Source organism: Segatella maculosa DSM 19339 = JCM 15638, from assembly GCF_000382385.1.
GTDB classification, from domain to species: Bacteria; Bacteroidota; Bacteroidia; order Bacteroidales; family Bacteroidaceae; genus Prevotella; species Prevotella maculosa.
The window spans coordinates 296,644-311,151 of sequence record NZ_KB908321.1 but is presented as its reverse complement, the minus strand read 5'-3'; the positions used below and the strand labels follow the sequence as shown (position 1 = coordinate 311,151).

Sequence of the window (14,508 nt, the reverse complement as noted above, 5' to 3'; positions counted from 1 at the left end):
TATTGCTAAATGGTTATACTTAAAGTCCTTCTTCACTTCTTGTGGGTCGGGTTATTCCCATCCATAGTTCTGCTTGAGGTTGTTATTCTTCACGATTGCTGCCGTTGGAATAGGATGAACGTACTTCTTGTTTTCCCACACATTATTGTTTGCAACATAGAGGCGACCGTCTCTAAACGTATAGAAGCGTGTCTTGCTTAAATCAATGTAGGTGATATCCTTGTTCTTGTTCCCCGGAACTTTGTCAACAACCATGAGGTCGGGTTTACCGTCTCCGTCGGAATCCACGGCAAGGTTCTTACTGCCGATGTAAATGGAACCCAAATCTTTCGTAAGCAGATCGCCTGCCCGCCATCGCATAAGGTCGTCATATCGCAACCCTCCGCCTTCAAGGAAAAGCTCTATAGCTCGCTCGCGTCGGATTTCAAGTATCCATTTGTCGGTCACCGTGTTGTTGTAGTAAGCGATGAGGTAAGGGTCGGCTGTGACTGGTGCACTGCCTTTGACACCGGCGCGCTCTCGGATGGGTCGTATCGTTTGGTCCCAAACCTTGTTTGTCATCAGCCCGAGTTCAGCTTTGGCCTCCGCCTCGTTGAGCAATATCTCTGCATAGCGGATAACGGGAACCGAGTTACTGCAATGATTGGTCACCTCATAGTATGTGCCGTCCATGTTGTACTTAATAATCTGATATCCCGTCATTGTTACACTCCAGTTGGGGTTAGTTGCAACTGCCTTTCCGTTATTATTGGATTTTGTGTAGCCGGGCATCATGATCTCCTGTGCAAGTCGACAATCTCGGTTGGCAGCGTTTTGGGCAAAGCCCTTCGTAGAATAGTCAGGGTCGTCGGTAAAGCGACTTCCATCTCGATTAAGATAGGTATTAACGAAGTCCTGTGTCGGTGACCAGCGATTCGACAGATTGCCCGAAGAGACGAAAACCTGCGTAAGGTTATGGAACGAGCTTAGGCTCGCACTATATTCCTTGGCCCAAATCACTTCTTCGGATACAGGTTTCTCCTGTTGGAAGACGTATCGGTAGTCGGTTTCGGGGTTCTTGGTATTATAGAGATTGAATTGTTCCGAATCGATAATCTTCTCAGATGCGTCTATACAAGCTTTGAGGAATCTTTCAGAAGCATTCTGCTCTTTCCAAGGTTGCCCGGTCGAAGGATTGACTGCGTGATACTTGCGATAAGTTCCCTCAAAGAGACATATACGCGACTTAAGGGCAAGCGCCATCCATGGTGTTATGGTGGTTTCGCTACGGTTGCGTATATGGTCGCAAGCATAGTTAATATCTTTCAATACACTGTCCATTACAGCTTCCCTGTCGTCGCGCTGTTTGTAGAGTGCTACCATATCCTTGGAGTCTATCGTGTGGTTATACCATGGCACGTCACCATAGGTCTTCACCTTGTCAAAATAGAAGTATGCGCGCCAGAACCTTGCAATCCCTCGGTAGTGGTTTATCACTTCTGAGGGACAATTGGCCCTGTCCATGTGCTCCAAGAAATAGTTTACGCGGAAAAGGTCTTTCCAAGCTCCTATTGTCCAACCGGACATTTGGTTAGCGGTGAAGTTCTTCTGAAGAAGAGCATCGGTGGTATTGCGAGCTAAGTAATCGCATGTAGACTTTCCGGTAGTCAGTTCTTCCGCATCCGGTGTCATGTTGATGTACAGTCCATTGGCATAAAGTTGAAGTTGTTCTTCATTGGCAAAGAACTTCTCTGAATCCATCTTGGCAATCGGCTTTCGGTCCAAGAAGTCGTCGCAAGCACAGAAAGAAAGTGCGGCAAGGGCCAAGCATATATATATCTTTTTCATAAGGCTGTTCGTCTATATGTAGTTATTCATTAGAAAGTGATATTGAGTCCCAAAGACATACTCTTCAGCATCGGATAACTATATCCGTCGCCAGCAGTGCCGGTCTGTCCGTTCCATCCAGAAGCGTCGCCCGAGCTAATCACCTCAGGGTCGAAGTTCTTCGCCCACTTGTGTAGTGGTGTAATCGTCAGAAGGTTTTCTCCTGAGACGTAGACCACAAGGCTGTTGAGTCCTAACTTGGATATAAACTTTTGCGAGAAGGCGTAAGACAGACTGACGGTCTTCAAGCGCAGATAAGCAGCGTTCTGCAGATAACGGTTGTTTCTACGGGAAAGTGTTCCCTTGTTGTCTTCTGCTATGTAACCGCGTAGACGAGGCCAATAAGCCGTGGGATTGGTTATATCTCCATTTGCATCAACTCCGGCACGGTTGGAAGCGTTCTGCCAAGGAAGGTCATATCCGTAAACGCGTCCATAATTTCCCCAGAAAAGGCCGGCCTCGCTATTGGGATACCAGTCGCGTTTAGCCACCCCCTGCCAGAACATCGAAAAGCCAATACCATTCCATTCAGCGCCATAACTGAAGCTATAGCAATAGCGGGGCGTTGTGTTACCAATCTTGACAAGGTCGCCATGGTCTTCAAGCGTGTTGTTGCCTATATTAATTTTCTTGTCGTCGTTCACGTCTCTGAACTTCAGATCGCCAGCCTCCCATATCTGGCCAGAACGGTTATAGTTGTGGAGCCAGCTTTGGTCGGGAGATTTCAACACGTCTTCTTTGCTCTGAAAGAATCCAAGGCAATCGAATCCCCATATCTCGCCAACTTCCTTACCTTTATAATAAGAGGTGAGGGTGTTAGTGGTAGCGGTATATTTGGTGATTTTGCTTTTAGCATTCCACAAAGCTGCCTTGACATGGTATTTGAGAGGGCTACCGGCAACCATTACACGATCCCTCCAACCAAGACTGATTTCCCAACCATCAGTGCGCATGTCGGCATTATTGCCCTTTGGAGGATTATTACCATACACGGCAGGAAGTTCATCACCGACAACATACATGTCTTTCGTGTTTTTTCGATAAACATCAAAAGAAAAAGTGAAACGGTTCTTAAACATATCTATGTCAACACCAAAGTTATAGGTGATAACCTTTTCCCAAGTAAGTCCACTTGGTACAGGAGCAGGAGCCTGTGTATAATTGGCCAGCTTACCGTTAATAACACTGGTGCCACGATGAATGCTCATCGTTGAGAGATATTGATAGGGAGATACGAGTCCGTTTCCGGCCTCTCCCATAGATGCACGCAACTTAAAGTTATCGAGGAAGCGTGTGCGTAGCGGTTCCATCCAAGGTTCTTCGCTGATGCGCCAACCCAAGGACGCCGAAGGGAAGAAACCCCACTGTTGGCTAGTCGGGAACTTGGAACTTCCGTCATAACGACCGCTTGTCTCCAACAAGTAACGTCCTTTCCAATTATAGTTCAAACGATAGAAGAAACCTACGAAAGTCCAATCATAGGAACCATTATCATTAATGTAGTAAGCGTCACTATCGGTGAAATTGAAATTAGGCATATTTGGTTCAAGTAGTCCTTGACGCATGGCACGCGTAGAACGATATTTCTCTTGCTCAAGATTCCAGCCTCCCATACCCTTGAGATAATGTCCGCCGAGAAGCTTCGGAGTGTAAGTGAGAGTGGCACTCCCAGCCATGTATTCTGTGTCGTAATAGCGATGCTCAAGATGACTATAGTTAGACCATGACCATTTTTCCGTAGGAGAAATCATGGCATCATAAATATTGCCGACCTGCTCCCGCCGTTGATGACTTCGCTTGTAGGTAAAGTCGGCCTTGGCCTGTAGCACGTCTTTGATGATATCCGCATAAAGGGTCGTGGTGTTGGTGATGTTAGACCACTTATTCTGACGCCACGAGGTTCCTTCTGCAAACCCTGCGTAACCCGTATATACGGCTGCCTGCGTCCAAGTGCCATCCGTATTTCTGATTGTTGCAACGGGGAAGCCCTGCGTCTCGAACTGCCGTTGTATAGGTATGCGCGTATCCAAATTGTTACGGTCGTAAGCATACATAACGATAGGCTCATGATAGTCTTGCAGGAAAACGTCGGTATTATTCTCCAGGCGAAGCCAGCGATTGAGTTTCAACATACCTTTCGCACGGATGTTATATCGGTTGAAACGTTCGTTGCCGACCTTATAAATCCCGTTGTTACCATCGTATCTGCCACTGATGTAGAAAGTCGAACGGTCCGAACCACCACTGATAGAGATGTTGTGCCGGGTAGCGAAGTTGTTGTTGCGGTAGATAGCTCCCAACCAATCGGTATTGCCGTAGTATTCGTAGTAACCGTTATCGTTGGTGCGCTGTTTCTCAAGCAACGGATTGGCGTCGCGTCGCTGCAGCTCTGAATACCAATCACTCCAACTTTTGTTGTGGGCATTGAACACATTATTGATTGTACTGGGCTCAGTTCCCCGATATCCCATATAAGCCTCGTAGAAATCATTCGTCCACTGCAGGCCATTCGTGACGACATCATACTTCACCGTACGCTTAACCAGCGAGACCTGCCCTGAATATTTCACGACGGTTTTCCCGGCCTTCGCACTTTTGGTCGTAACAAGAATAACGCCAAAAGCTCCGCGCGCACCATAGACGGCTGCCGACGATGCATCCTTCAGCACGGAAACGCTTTCCACATCATCGGGATTGACCTGCGAGAGACTTCCCTCCACGCCATCGATAAGCACAAGTGCCGAGCCTCCGGCGCCAATAGAGTTCACGTTACCACGAATATGGACACCGCCACCACGGGTGGAACGTCCGTCGGTCTGCGTGATGGTGAGCCCGGGAATCTGCCCTTGCAGGGAGCGTGTGATGTTGGTATTGGCGCGGTTCTCTACGACATCGCCCGACACCTTATCAATCGCACCCACAATGTCTCGCCGTTTTTGCACGCCGTAGCCCACAACTACGAGTTCGTCGAGCGAACTGACATTCTCTTTCAACGTAACGGTCATGTGAGTTCCCGAGGCACGAAGGTTCTGCGTCAAGTAGCCCACGTATGAGACTTTCAACAGATCGCCTTTCTTGGCCTGAACCGAGAAATTTCCCTCGATATCCGTGACAGCCCCTCCTTTCGTTGTAGCATTCTGCACGGTGACACCAATAAGCGGATTGCCATTGGTATCCGTGACAGTTCCTTTGACTAAGGACTGTGCATGAATCGTCATCACGTTTATCAGTAATGCCAAAAGAACGACGATTCGGAAGCAATTTGCCTTGCTTCCTGCATGATTGTACTTCTTCATTTCTTAAATTGTTAGATTAATATGATAGGTTTTGAACACAGCGGTTTATCTTAAATCGGTCATTAGGAAACTTGCGCACCTTGCGCAGTTAACACACGTTTACGTTTGGAACTTGCGCACCTTGCGCAGTTAACACACGTTTACGTTTGAAGCTTGCGCACCTTGCGCAGTTAACATACGTTTACGTTTGAAACTTGCGCACCTTGCGCAGTTAACACACGTTTACGTTTGAAACTTGCGCACCTTGCGCAGTTAACACATGTTTACGTTTGAAGCCTTCGCTCCGGGGCGCAACCAACATTTCTTTCCGTTTGACGTTTCCGCCCCGGGGCGCAAAGACTAATGATTGATCGGGGGACATTTTATTTCCCATATTCCTTCCCTGCCGAACAATGCATCGGTCCACTTATCGAGCATACACATGCGAAGCCCAAGGTCGAGAATGGTGTAACGCCGACGAATCTTCTGTGCCAGAAGAATACTGTCGCGCATGCGCTGACGGCTGAGCCCGATGTCTTCAGGAAGTGTCGGAGCACCAACGAGCCGTAGCCGCTGCATCGCCTCTTCCACGGGGATAATCTGCCGTTCCAATCTTCTGCGCGTTTCCGGCCACTTTGATTTGAAGGTTGTCAACTCACGGCGCAGCCCCTCACGGTCTACATACTTTGCCTTGACTTCTGTCGCACCAAGCATCGGGAAGTCAGTTCCATGAAACATTCGGATAGCCTCCTGTTCTTGCACTTCAAGGTCGGGCCATTCCCTTACGCATGCCTCGATATCCAGTTTTTCAATGTCGGCATTGAGCAGTTCGCGATAAAAGAAAAGAGAGGCGAGCGTGCCTAATGCCACTTGAAAACCATGTGAAGGTGCCTTTCCATTGGACATCACGTAATGCTGCATATTGAGCAAATGGGAAAACTGATGGTCGGCTCCACTGGCCGGACGACTGGATTTCGGATAGGCCTGCATGGCGAAACCACCGAGCAGAAGGCCTTCCATGAGTTTCGAAATCTCTTCGGGACGCCCCTCACGGTCGCCTTCGGGATTGGACAAGGCATCGTGTAGCCCGTCCTGTGCTATAGCAAATGGCACTGGATCTATGGGTTCTATGCCTATGGCATCGGCTATAATCCAATCTGCACCTGCCGGAACTTTGGCAAAAAGGTCTGCATATCCACTGGCTGTCATGTCGGCCGGAGCCTTCGAAATAATATCAATGTCGGCAACAACGGCAATGGGTGCAGTACACGGGAAGGTTGTCTTGCAGCCATCTTTCGTAATAGAGGCCCCGAAAGCAACATATCCGTCCATGGACGCAGCCGTAGCAACAACCATATAATGACGATCGTTGTGATAAGAAGACAACTTTGTGAGGTCGTTTATTGTGCCAGAACCGACAGCTATGGGAATGGCATTGGTCTTGGAAAACACTTCATCAAGAAGTTCGACATACTTCCACTCGGCATGCATGTCGGGATAATCAAGGATTACGGGTGCATCTACGGATATTCCTTCTTGGTGTAACATCGCGTCAACCGCCTTACCGGCAACGGCAAAAGTGGTTTTATCGGCTATCACGACAGCCCTTTCGTCAGGAAAAAGTTCCCGAAAGACACGTGCTGTTTCGTTGATAGCACCTTGCCTTAGGACAAGTGCTTTCGTTTGGGTAGCCTTTTCAAGGGCCAAGTTTAATCTTTTGTTCATGATTCATTCTTCATTTAAGGTATCATATTTATATTCTTCTGTTGGTGATCTACTTTGAAAAAGCCGTCATGGGTCACTCTGACAAAGGGAATCTTCGTGTCCGGCTCATAACGATAAAGTTCGACACGGCCACTATAGCCGTCCTTGTTATTTTTATCGGGGTGGAAGAAGTAGAAACAGCCGTTGCCCACAGACTGCATTCCCATGTTTCCATAAGGGAAATTCCAACCCCAAACGCCTGAAGAAGCATCATATAGGCCTGTTTTACCAAGTTCTACAACAAGGCCACGCTCACCGCCATACCCTGAAAGCAGCCTGCGGCGTGGTTTCACGCTGTTGTCGATAGCAAAAAGCCGGTAATTCGGAAATCGCTTTTTCTTTCCTTTATATACAGCCATGAACCATTGATTTGAAAAAGCATCGTATTCCAAGTTCTGCACGCCGTAAGTTGTATTGCCCGTGTAGGCAAAATAAGTTGCAGCAGGCTTTGACGGACCTTCCGTATGCATACGGTTCAGATCGAGAGGACGTGCATATTGCATGACTGCAGGCCAAGGATATTGTAACAACACCTGATAGTCATTATCTGTGCGCAGTGTATCACCATAAATACCGAGTGCCACCGTAAGAAACATTTCTCCTCCTTTGCTTCCAAAACGAGGGCCGAAAGTGACGCCGTCAATTCCGCTGCAACCATAAACATGCTCACGGGTTACGCCATGGATGGTAGAACTGTCTTCATAAAGTCTTTTTACGGTGGGAAGACACACGGTTTTCATAACACTGTCACGCAGGCCATCCATACCCGTATGTGTTATCTTATCCACATCGAAAACCGCAACATAAAACTGGGTGGCCGACTCCCGATGCCCATTGCTCCTATCACTGATGTCACGACCTATCTCATCGTTCTTGTATTCAAGCGAACCATAGACCTTACCATCCTCCGGATTGTAAGCAATACACCCCAAATGGCCCAACAAACCACTGACCGAACCGACAACACACCCGTTCAAATCCAACTTGACAAGTTGGGTGGTATACGAGATGTATAGATAACGACGCGCTTTATCCATGACAATGCCCTGAATATGAAACTTTCCTTGCGCTCCGACGGGTATGCTCTCGGGCAAGGAATCTACTTGCGGAGCTGCATTCATACAAAGTGGAAATACGAGGAACAGCTCAAATAAGACTTCAAAAAATGGAAAACTACGGAACGGTATCATCTTTTTATTTACAAGGTTTTTAGATTTCATAGGTGAATAATAGCTTAACAAATGAAGTAACCAACAGTTTCGCAAAATAAACAAATATCATAAAACGTCTTTCATTGCGAAACAAAAATACAGATTAAGTATATACAAAGCAAATATTTCCTGCTTCATTATTTATTTTTAACTAAGTTGGGTACCAAAGTAACTCTCCGATGAGTTTATCGCAGCCATATTGGAACGGTAATCTCAGGTTTTGTGCAGTAATATAATGTGGCGTGTGAGGAAACGGACCTTGAGAACTTAGAGTTTTCCAGGAATAAAAGGCCGGAAGATGGCCTGCTTTCAGTGTTTTTCCATTTTTCTTCAATTGTGAGGGCATTCTCACCGTTTTTTTTCTATTTTTTCTCAATTGTGGGGTCACTTTTACCGTTTTTTCTTATTTTTCCTCAATTCGGGGGCACTCTCGCCGTTTTTTTCTATTTTTCCTCAATTGTGGGATCACTTTTACCGTTTTTTCTTATTTTTCCTCTATTCGGGGGCACTCTCGCTGTTTTTTTTTTCTTCAATTGTGGGGTCACTTTTGTCGTTTTCTATTTGTTTTCTCTCCTACGGTGACACGGGTAAGCTATGGAGGGACGATGGATTACAGGCAGGGGGCCACTATACTCAACTGCCACCTCTCCGAGACTTGCCGACCAGAATACTCTTATCCCGAACTGGCGTAGATTTTACAAAAAAAGAAACAGGCCGCAGGGCTTGTTCCTTTTCTTATTGATGACGCTACCGGTTTGGGATCTTACAGACTGTGAAATACCGTCTCTGCTTTTTCGTGCTCACGGCCTTTCTTTCTTCACCGTGGTCTTCTTTTTCCCCATTTCCGATCTTTTCTTCTTCGTGTCTTTTTTCGTTGCTTCCTCTATCTTTTCGATTTTCGCCTGTAGGCGAACAATCTCCTTGTCTTTCATTTCAAGTTCGTCGCCTTGGTTCTTGATAGTCGTGAGCAGTCCGGCCAGTTCGTCATTGTCGATGTCGGCAGGATAGAGGTTGTTGACGCGGTTGATGAAGTCGCCGAGGATATTCATATAGTTGGTGAACGCGTCGAACGGACTACTGTAGATGCCACGGTCAAGGACGATGTTAGACGGCTTGGTAGTCATAAAGCGGAAGTTGTTGCTTGCCTGCAGGTAGTCCCAGTCTTGGTTGATGCGTGGGTCATCGGCTATTCTGACGCGGTCGGCCACGCTGTAAAGCTTATTGAAGGCCTCGCGTTGCATCGGATTGCCGAGCCACGTGCTGACGTCACGCTCTTCATCTACCCAACTCAGCGTATCGGGCACGTCTAACCGGTCCACAGGTTTCATCTTCATGCACAGCTCTGTGGGCGTAGAGAAAGTAATGCCCTTTTCCTTGGCACAGGCTGGGAGGGCCTTGAAGAATTCGAGAATGTTGCTCGACAACGGCTGTGCAATCCCCAACGCAGAAAGCTCCATGAAGATATTTATCACCTGTTCCTCTTGCGGTAACGAGGCGATTTCTCTGATATAGTTATCGGCGAAGAGCGGGTAGCCGTCCCATTCGCTGTTGTTGAAGCGGAGCGAGATGTCGTCGCTCAACTTGATGTCGCGCAGCAAAAGCTTCAGGTTCGGTGCCATGGCACTGCTGTAGACATAGTGGGGCGACTTCCAGCCCAACACGTGCTTGGCTCCTTCTGTCAGCATGCCTTTAAAACCCATCTGCGAAACCTGCAGTCCGATGTCATCGCTGTAGATGAGGGATGAATTGCGGAACACCTTGGGCGAGTGGCCGAAATACTCTTTCATCTTTGCACATTGCCGCTTCACTTCTTTGGCAAAGCTTTCCTCGTTCACCAGGGAAGAAAGACCATGAGAATAGGGCTCCGCGAGAAACTCCACACAACCGGTATCATTGAGTTCTTGCAGCTTCTCAAGCACTTGGGGGGCATGCATCTCCAACTGTTCCATCCCCACCCCGCTCAACGAGAAAGCCACTTTAAAGTAATCGCCGTTGGCTTTAATCATCTCAAGCAGCGTGCCCAGTGCCGGCATATACGAACGTTCCGCAATGTCTGCGATACCGTGCTCATTCTCATAGTCGTCATAGTAGTAATGGTCGGTCCCGATATCAAAGAAACGGTAACGCTTCAGGTGGATAATCTGATGTATCTCGAAATATAGGCAAATTGTTTTCATATCATTGTTGTTTTGATGGTTAATCGTGGTGAACGGTTTTATCTTTGGGCAAGTACCTGCTCATAGAGCCGGCGAATGAGCAGCCCGACCTTGTTCCATGTGATTTGGTCGACTTCTCGTTTGCCTTCCATGGAAAGGTATTCGAAGAGGCTTTCGTTATGGCAAATACTGTAGATGGCGTCGGCCAAGGCATGGATATCCCAATAATCTACCTTAATGCAGTTAGTCAGTATCTCAGCGCAACCGCTCTGCTTCGAGATAATCGACGGGGTTCCGCACTGCATGGCTTCGAGCGGAGAGATACCGAAAGGCTCGCTCACGGACGGCATCACGTAGACATCCGACCGTTTCAGGCATTCGTACACCTGTTCACCGCGCATGAAACCCGGGAAATGGAAGCGGTCGGCTATGCCTCGTTCCGCAGCAAGATAAATCATCTGGTCCATCATGTCGCCCGACCCTGCCATACAGAAGCGCACGTTACGTGTGCGATGGAGTACCATATTGGCTGCCTCGACGAAATATTCCGGTCCTTTCTGCATCGTCAATCTGCCCAAGAATGTGACCACCTTTTCCTTTCCCTTATGGTCCGGTCGGGGAATATCTTGCCACTCCTGCTTCAACGGATAGACAGCATTGTGGACGGTAAACACCTTTCGCGGGTCTTGATGATATTGATTGATGACCGTCTGACGCGTCAGTTCGCTCACGCACATGATGCAGTCAGCATTGTCCATTCCATCTTTCTCTATCCCATAGACCGTAGGATTGACATGACCTCGGCTTCGGTCAAAGTCGGTCGCATGAACATGAATGCACAGAGGCTTTCCACTTGCCAGTTTAGCATGAATACCGGCAGGATAGGTCAGCCAGTCATGCGCATGAATAATATCAAAGTCCAATGTCCGGGCAACGACTCCCGCAATAACCGAATAGTTGTTGATTTCTTCATGCAGGTTCGAAGGATAACCACCAGCAAACTCCAAGCAGCCAAGGTCGTTCACATGCATGTAATTGAAGTCGCCATAGATGTGGTCACGCAGCCGATAATAGAGTTCGGACGACATGATATTCCCCACCCTTCCCTGCACATAATCGTAATCCACGTCGCGCCATGCCACCGGCACGCAGTTCATGGCCACGATATTGGCCGGCGTACGGTCTTCGTCGCCCCAAGGTTTCGGCAAGCAAAGCGTAATATCCATATCACCCTGCGCATGCAGTCCCTCGGTAATCCCGTAGTTAGCCGTAGCTAACCCACCGTAAACATGAGGAGGATACTCCCAACCAAACATCAATATTTTCATTTTGTTTCCTCCCCTGAATTAAAGTTATAACGCTCAAGAAGTTCAAGCGTACGCAAAATCTCGGCCACATTCATTGCGAAAGAGATAGCTCCGCGCCCGTTGAACGGCGGGTTACCATCGAAGAGTTCGGGTATGGTGCCCAAACAATGTTGATTCATTTCATCTTCATAACCAACCATCTGCCTTTCTATGAAGCTCTGACGTGTGCGCTTATAGAGCTTCAGACATGCTTCCATGTAAAATCCGCCGAGCCATGGCCAAGCCGTACCTTGATGATAAGCGTAATCACGTTGTGTCTGCGGCCCCGTATACATGGGATTGTAGCCTCCGCTCTTCGGAGAGAGTGAGCGCAGGCCTTTCGGCGTCAGCAATTCGCGCGTACAAACATCGAGAACGCTCTTTTTCTGTTCCTGTGCGAGCGGGGAATAATCAAGAGCAACGGCAAAAATCATATTCGGACGCACGCTCCAATCCATCATATTCCCATCAACATAATCAAACAGATAGCCATACTCATTGAGGAAGACATCGACAAACGATTGTTTGCAATGCTGTGCAAGTTGCTCAAAATGCGCTGCATCTTTTTTATTCCCACTCAAATCGGCCATTGCTGAACAGAATTTCAGCGCATTATACCACAAGGCATTGAACTCTACAATATATCCTGTACGCGGAATAACCGGCTTGCCATTGACTGTAGAATTCATCCACGTGACAGCAGTCTCGCGTCCATCGGTATAAACGAGCCCGTTTTCCATTACTTTCAGATTAGGATGCTTGCCGTTCTCGATAAACTTAATCAGTCGCTCCATCAATCCGCCATAATGCTTCAGACATTCTTCGGTCCCAGCTTCCTTTGCATATTGCTGCAGACACCATATAACCCATAGCGGAACATCAGGTTGTTCCATCTCGTAGATTTTCACCGTCAACGGTTTACCTTCCATAAACTCCGTGAGTCCTCGTTGGGCCGTCTTCATAACAAGCTCAAAGTAATCTTGCTCCTCTATAGACAACGTAAGCCCCGGCAAAGCAATAAACATATCACGGGCACGACACTTGAACCAAGGGTAACCGGCAAGGATATAGCGATCTCCATTCTTTTCATGGATATGGAACTGGTGAGCAGCATTGACCAAACAATGGAAGAAATTATCTCGAGGAGTACGTTCGTTGACTTCCTCATCGAACAATGCTTTCAACGCTGATGTCTTTATCTCTGAAGTCGATGCCGCAAAGACAATGCTTTCACCTTTCCTGATATTCATCTCAAAATAGCCGGGGACATAAAGGTCTTCGTTAGAAGCATAACCACGTTCCTGCTCCTTCGGATAGGTGATGTCACGATACCAATCCGGCTGGTATTTGAATTCATTCGTCTTGCTCAACTGCATATAGAGTTCAGGATAACCGGCATACATACACGTTTTGATACCTTTATCTACCAATTGATAATCACGATTGGCAACCATATTCTCATGTGTGAACTGCCTTACACTTCGAAAAGCAAGGAAAGGACGCAGCCGAAGTGTCGTTGAAGAATGGGCATCGACAAGCGTATAACGAATAAGAATCCGGTCTTCATAGTGTTGGAAGACGATTTCCCGTTTCAATATGACACCTCCTACACGATAAATGGTGGTCGGAACCCTGCCACAATCGAACTCGCGAATATACTTGTGCCCCTTAGGACTGTAATTATTGCCCTGATATTTATGGAGCCCTAAATTGAACGCTGCACCATGCTGGATAACGGTAGCATCCAAAGAAGACAAAAGCACATGGTTCTCATCATCAAGCTCGGGAACAGGAACAACCAATAAGCCATGATATTTGCGCGTATTACAGTCAACTATAGTAGAACAAGAATAGGCCCCCGAACGATTCGTTCGAAGCAACTCCCTTGGCAACGCTTCTTCCAAGTTCGTCATAAGAGCCCTTTCAAATTTTAGATAACTCATAGTTCTCTATTAAGGTTTATAAATATTTTACATTCAAATGAGCATCAAAACACCTCATTGCCTCACTTGTCCTCAAAGTTAAACAATTTCTGCAAAACAACCAAAAAAGAAAAGCGTTTTTTTTCATAGATACTTTTTTCATATTCAATAATATATTTTCGTTAAAAAAAATTATTTATTGAAAGATTATTCGTATATTTGTAACCAAAATTAAAAAGGTTGTAGCTTAAAAAACTTTTCATGGCGGAAATGCAAAATAACAATAAGAGTGAAATCATTTATTCTCTCTCACAATTATGGGGCCCTCTTTCGGAAGAACATCAAAACACTCTTCTCGATAATATACAGATAAAATCATTCAAGAAAAATCAACTTATTTACAAGGATTTTGACGGTCCCACGCGTATGATGCTGCTCTATCAAGGCAAGGTCAAGGTTTTCAAAATGGGCATTGGAGGCAGAAGTCAAATTATACGGGCAATCAAACCTATGGAGTTCTTCGGTTTCAGAGCTTACTTTGCTGCAGAAGATTACAAGACCGCTGCCATGGCACTCGAAGAGTCTACCATTGCTTTCTTTGATATGGATGTCATTGTCCAACTGATGAAAGAAAACTTCAATATCAGTTTTTTTTACCTAAAACATCTCTCCAAGGAATTAGGCCATAGCGACGACAGGACGGTTAATCTGACCCAAAAACACATCAGAGGACGGCTGGCCGAAGCTTTGTTGTTGCTCAAGAATAATTATGGAACCGAAGAAGACGGCTATACATTGAGCATTTATTTGAGCCGTGAAGACTTGGCCAGTCTGTCCAACATGACGACCAGCAATGCCATCCGAACCCTATCTTCCTTTGCATACGAAAAGATTATTGCTATCGATGGCCGTAAAATCAAAATCGTCAATGGCGAAGAACTGAAAAAAATCAGCCAGTTAGGTTGAGT

At 46.8% G+C, this 14,508-nt stretch carries 8 protein-coding genes; 1 reads left to right on the top strand and 7 read right to left on the bottom strand.

Translation table 11 applies throughout. From position 1 onward, the window contains the following. Nucleotides 1-51: 51 nt before the first annotated feature. The 7 genes from H164_RS0104930 to H164_RS0104895 all read right to left on the bottom strand — a co-directional run bounded on the left by H164_RS0104930 (nt 52) and on the right by H164_RS0104895 (nt 13,531). Nucleotides 52-1,827 carry a RagB/SusD family nutrient uptake outer membrane protein gene (locus tag H164_RS0104930; protein ID WP_019967585.1) on the bottom strand — a complete coding sequence of 592 codons (1,776 nt, stop codon included), beginning with the start codon at nt 1,825-1,827 and terminating at the stop codon, nt 52-54. Between the two features lie 29 nt (nt 1,828-1,856). Next, the gene (locus tag H164_RS0104925) at nt 1,857-5,162 is read right to left on the bottom strand and encodes a SusC/RagA family TonB-linked outer membrane protein (protein ID WP_019967584.1); all 3,306 of its coding nucleotides are present in this window, start codon (nt 5,160-5,162) and stop codon (nt 1,857-1,859) included. A 339-nt stretch (nt 5,163-5,501) separates the two neighbouring features. Beyond that, nucleotides 5,502-6,866: a sn-glycerol-1-phosphate dehydrogenase gene (locus H164_RS0104920; protein ID WP_019967583.1), complete on the bottom strand. Its 1,365-nt coding sequence runs from the start codon at nt 6,864-6,866 to the stop codon at nt 5,502-5,504. Nucleotides 6,867-6,880: 14 nt separating this feature from the next. Beyond that, a complete protein-coding gene (locus H164_RS0104915) occupies nt 6,881-8,125 on the bottom strand; it encodes a hypothetical protein (RefSeq protein ID WP_248616182.1) in 1,245 nt (414 codons plus the stop codon). Nucleotides 8,126-8,916: 791 nt separating this feature from the next. Continuing rightward, nucleotides 8,917-10,293, bottom strand: coding sequence for a glycoside hydrolase family 57 protein (locus H164_RS0104905; protein WP_019967580.1), 1,377 nt, complete (start codon nt 10,291-10,293; stop codon nt 8,917-8,919). A gap of 38 nt (nt 10,294-10,331) precedes the next feature. Further along, nucleotides 10,332-11,600 carry a glycosyltransferase family 4 protein gene (locus H164_RS0104900; RefSeq protein WP_019967579.1) on the bottom strand — a complete coding sequence of 423 codons (1,269 nt, stop codon included), beginning with the start codon at nt 11,598-11,600 and terminating at the stop codon, nt 10,332-10,334. After that, nucleotides 11,597-13,531: a glycogen debranching enzyme N-terminal domain-containing protein gene (locus H164_RS0104895; protein ID WP_019967578.1), complete on the bottom strand. Its 1,935-nt coding sequence runs from the start codon at nt 13,529-13,531 to the stop codon at nt 11,597-11,599. Before H164_RS0104895 ends, H164_RS0104900 begins: the two co-directional genes overlap by 4 nt. A gap of 270 nt (nt 13,532-13,801) precedes the next feature. Here H164_RS0104895 and H164_RS0104890 point away from each other — a divergent pair, with 270 nt between their 5' ends. Then, the gene (locus H164_RS0104890) at nt 13,802-14,506 is read left to right on the top strand and encodes a Crp/Fnr family transcriptional regulator (protein WP_019967577.1); all 705 of its coding nucleotides are present in this window, start codon (nt 13,802-13,804) and stop codon (nt 14,504-14,506) included. Nucleotides 14,507-14,508: the final 2 nt, after the last annotated feature.

What these genes read in the sequence shown, in the direction of transcription:
- H164_RS0104930 (WP_019967585.1), bottom strand. Translation starts at nt 1,827, where the DNA reads ATGAAAAAGATATATATATGCTTGGCCCTTGCCGCACTTTCTTTCTGT.
- H164_RS0104925 (WP_019967584.1), bottom strand. Translation starts at nt 5,162, where the DNA reads ATGAAGAAGTACAATCATGCAGGAAGCAAGGCAAATTGCTTCCGAATC.
- H164_RS0104920 (WP_019967583.1), bottom strand. Translation starts at nt 6,866, where the DNA reads ATGAACAAAAGATTAAACTTGGCCCTTGAAAAGGCTACCCAAACGAAA.
- H164_RS0104915 (WP_248616182.1), bottom strand. Translation starts at nt 8,125, where the DNA reads ATGAAATCTAAAAACCTTGTAAATAAAAAGATGATACCGTTCCGTAGT.
- H164_RS0104905 (WP_019967580.1), bottom strand. Translation starts at nt 10,293, where the DNA reads ATGAAAACAATTTGCCTATATTTCGAGATACATCAGATTATCCACCTG.
- H164_RS0104900 (WP_019967579.1), bottom strand. Translation starts at nt 11,600, where the DNA reads ATGAAAATATTGATGTTTGGTTGGGAGTATCCTCCTCATGTTTACGGT.
- H164_RS0104895 (WP_019967578.1), bottom strand. Translation starts at nt 13,531, where the DNA reads ATGACGAACTTGGAAGAAGCGTTGCCAAGGGAGTTGCTTCGAACGAAT.
- H164_RS0104890 (WP_019967577.1), top strand. Translation starts at nt 13,802, where the DNA reads ATGGCGGAAATGCAAAATAACAATAAGAGTGAAATCATTTATTCTCTC.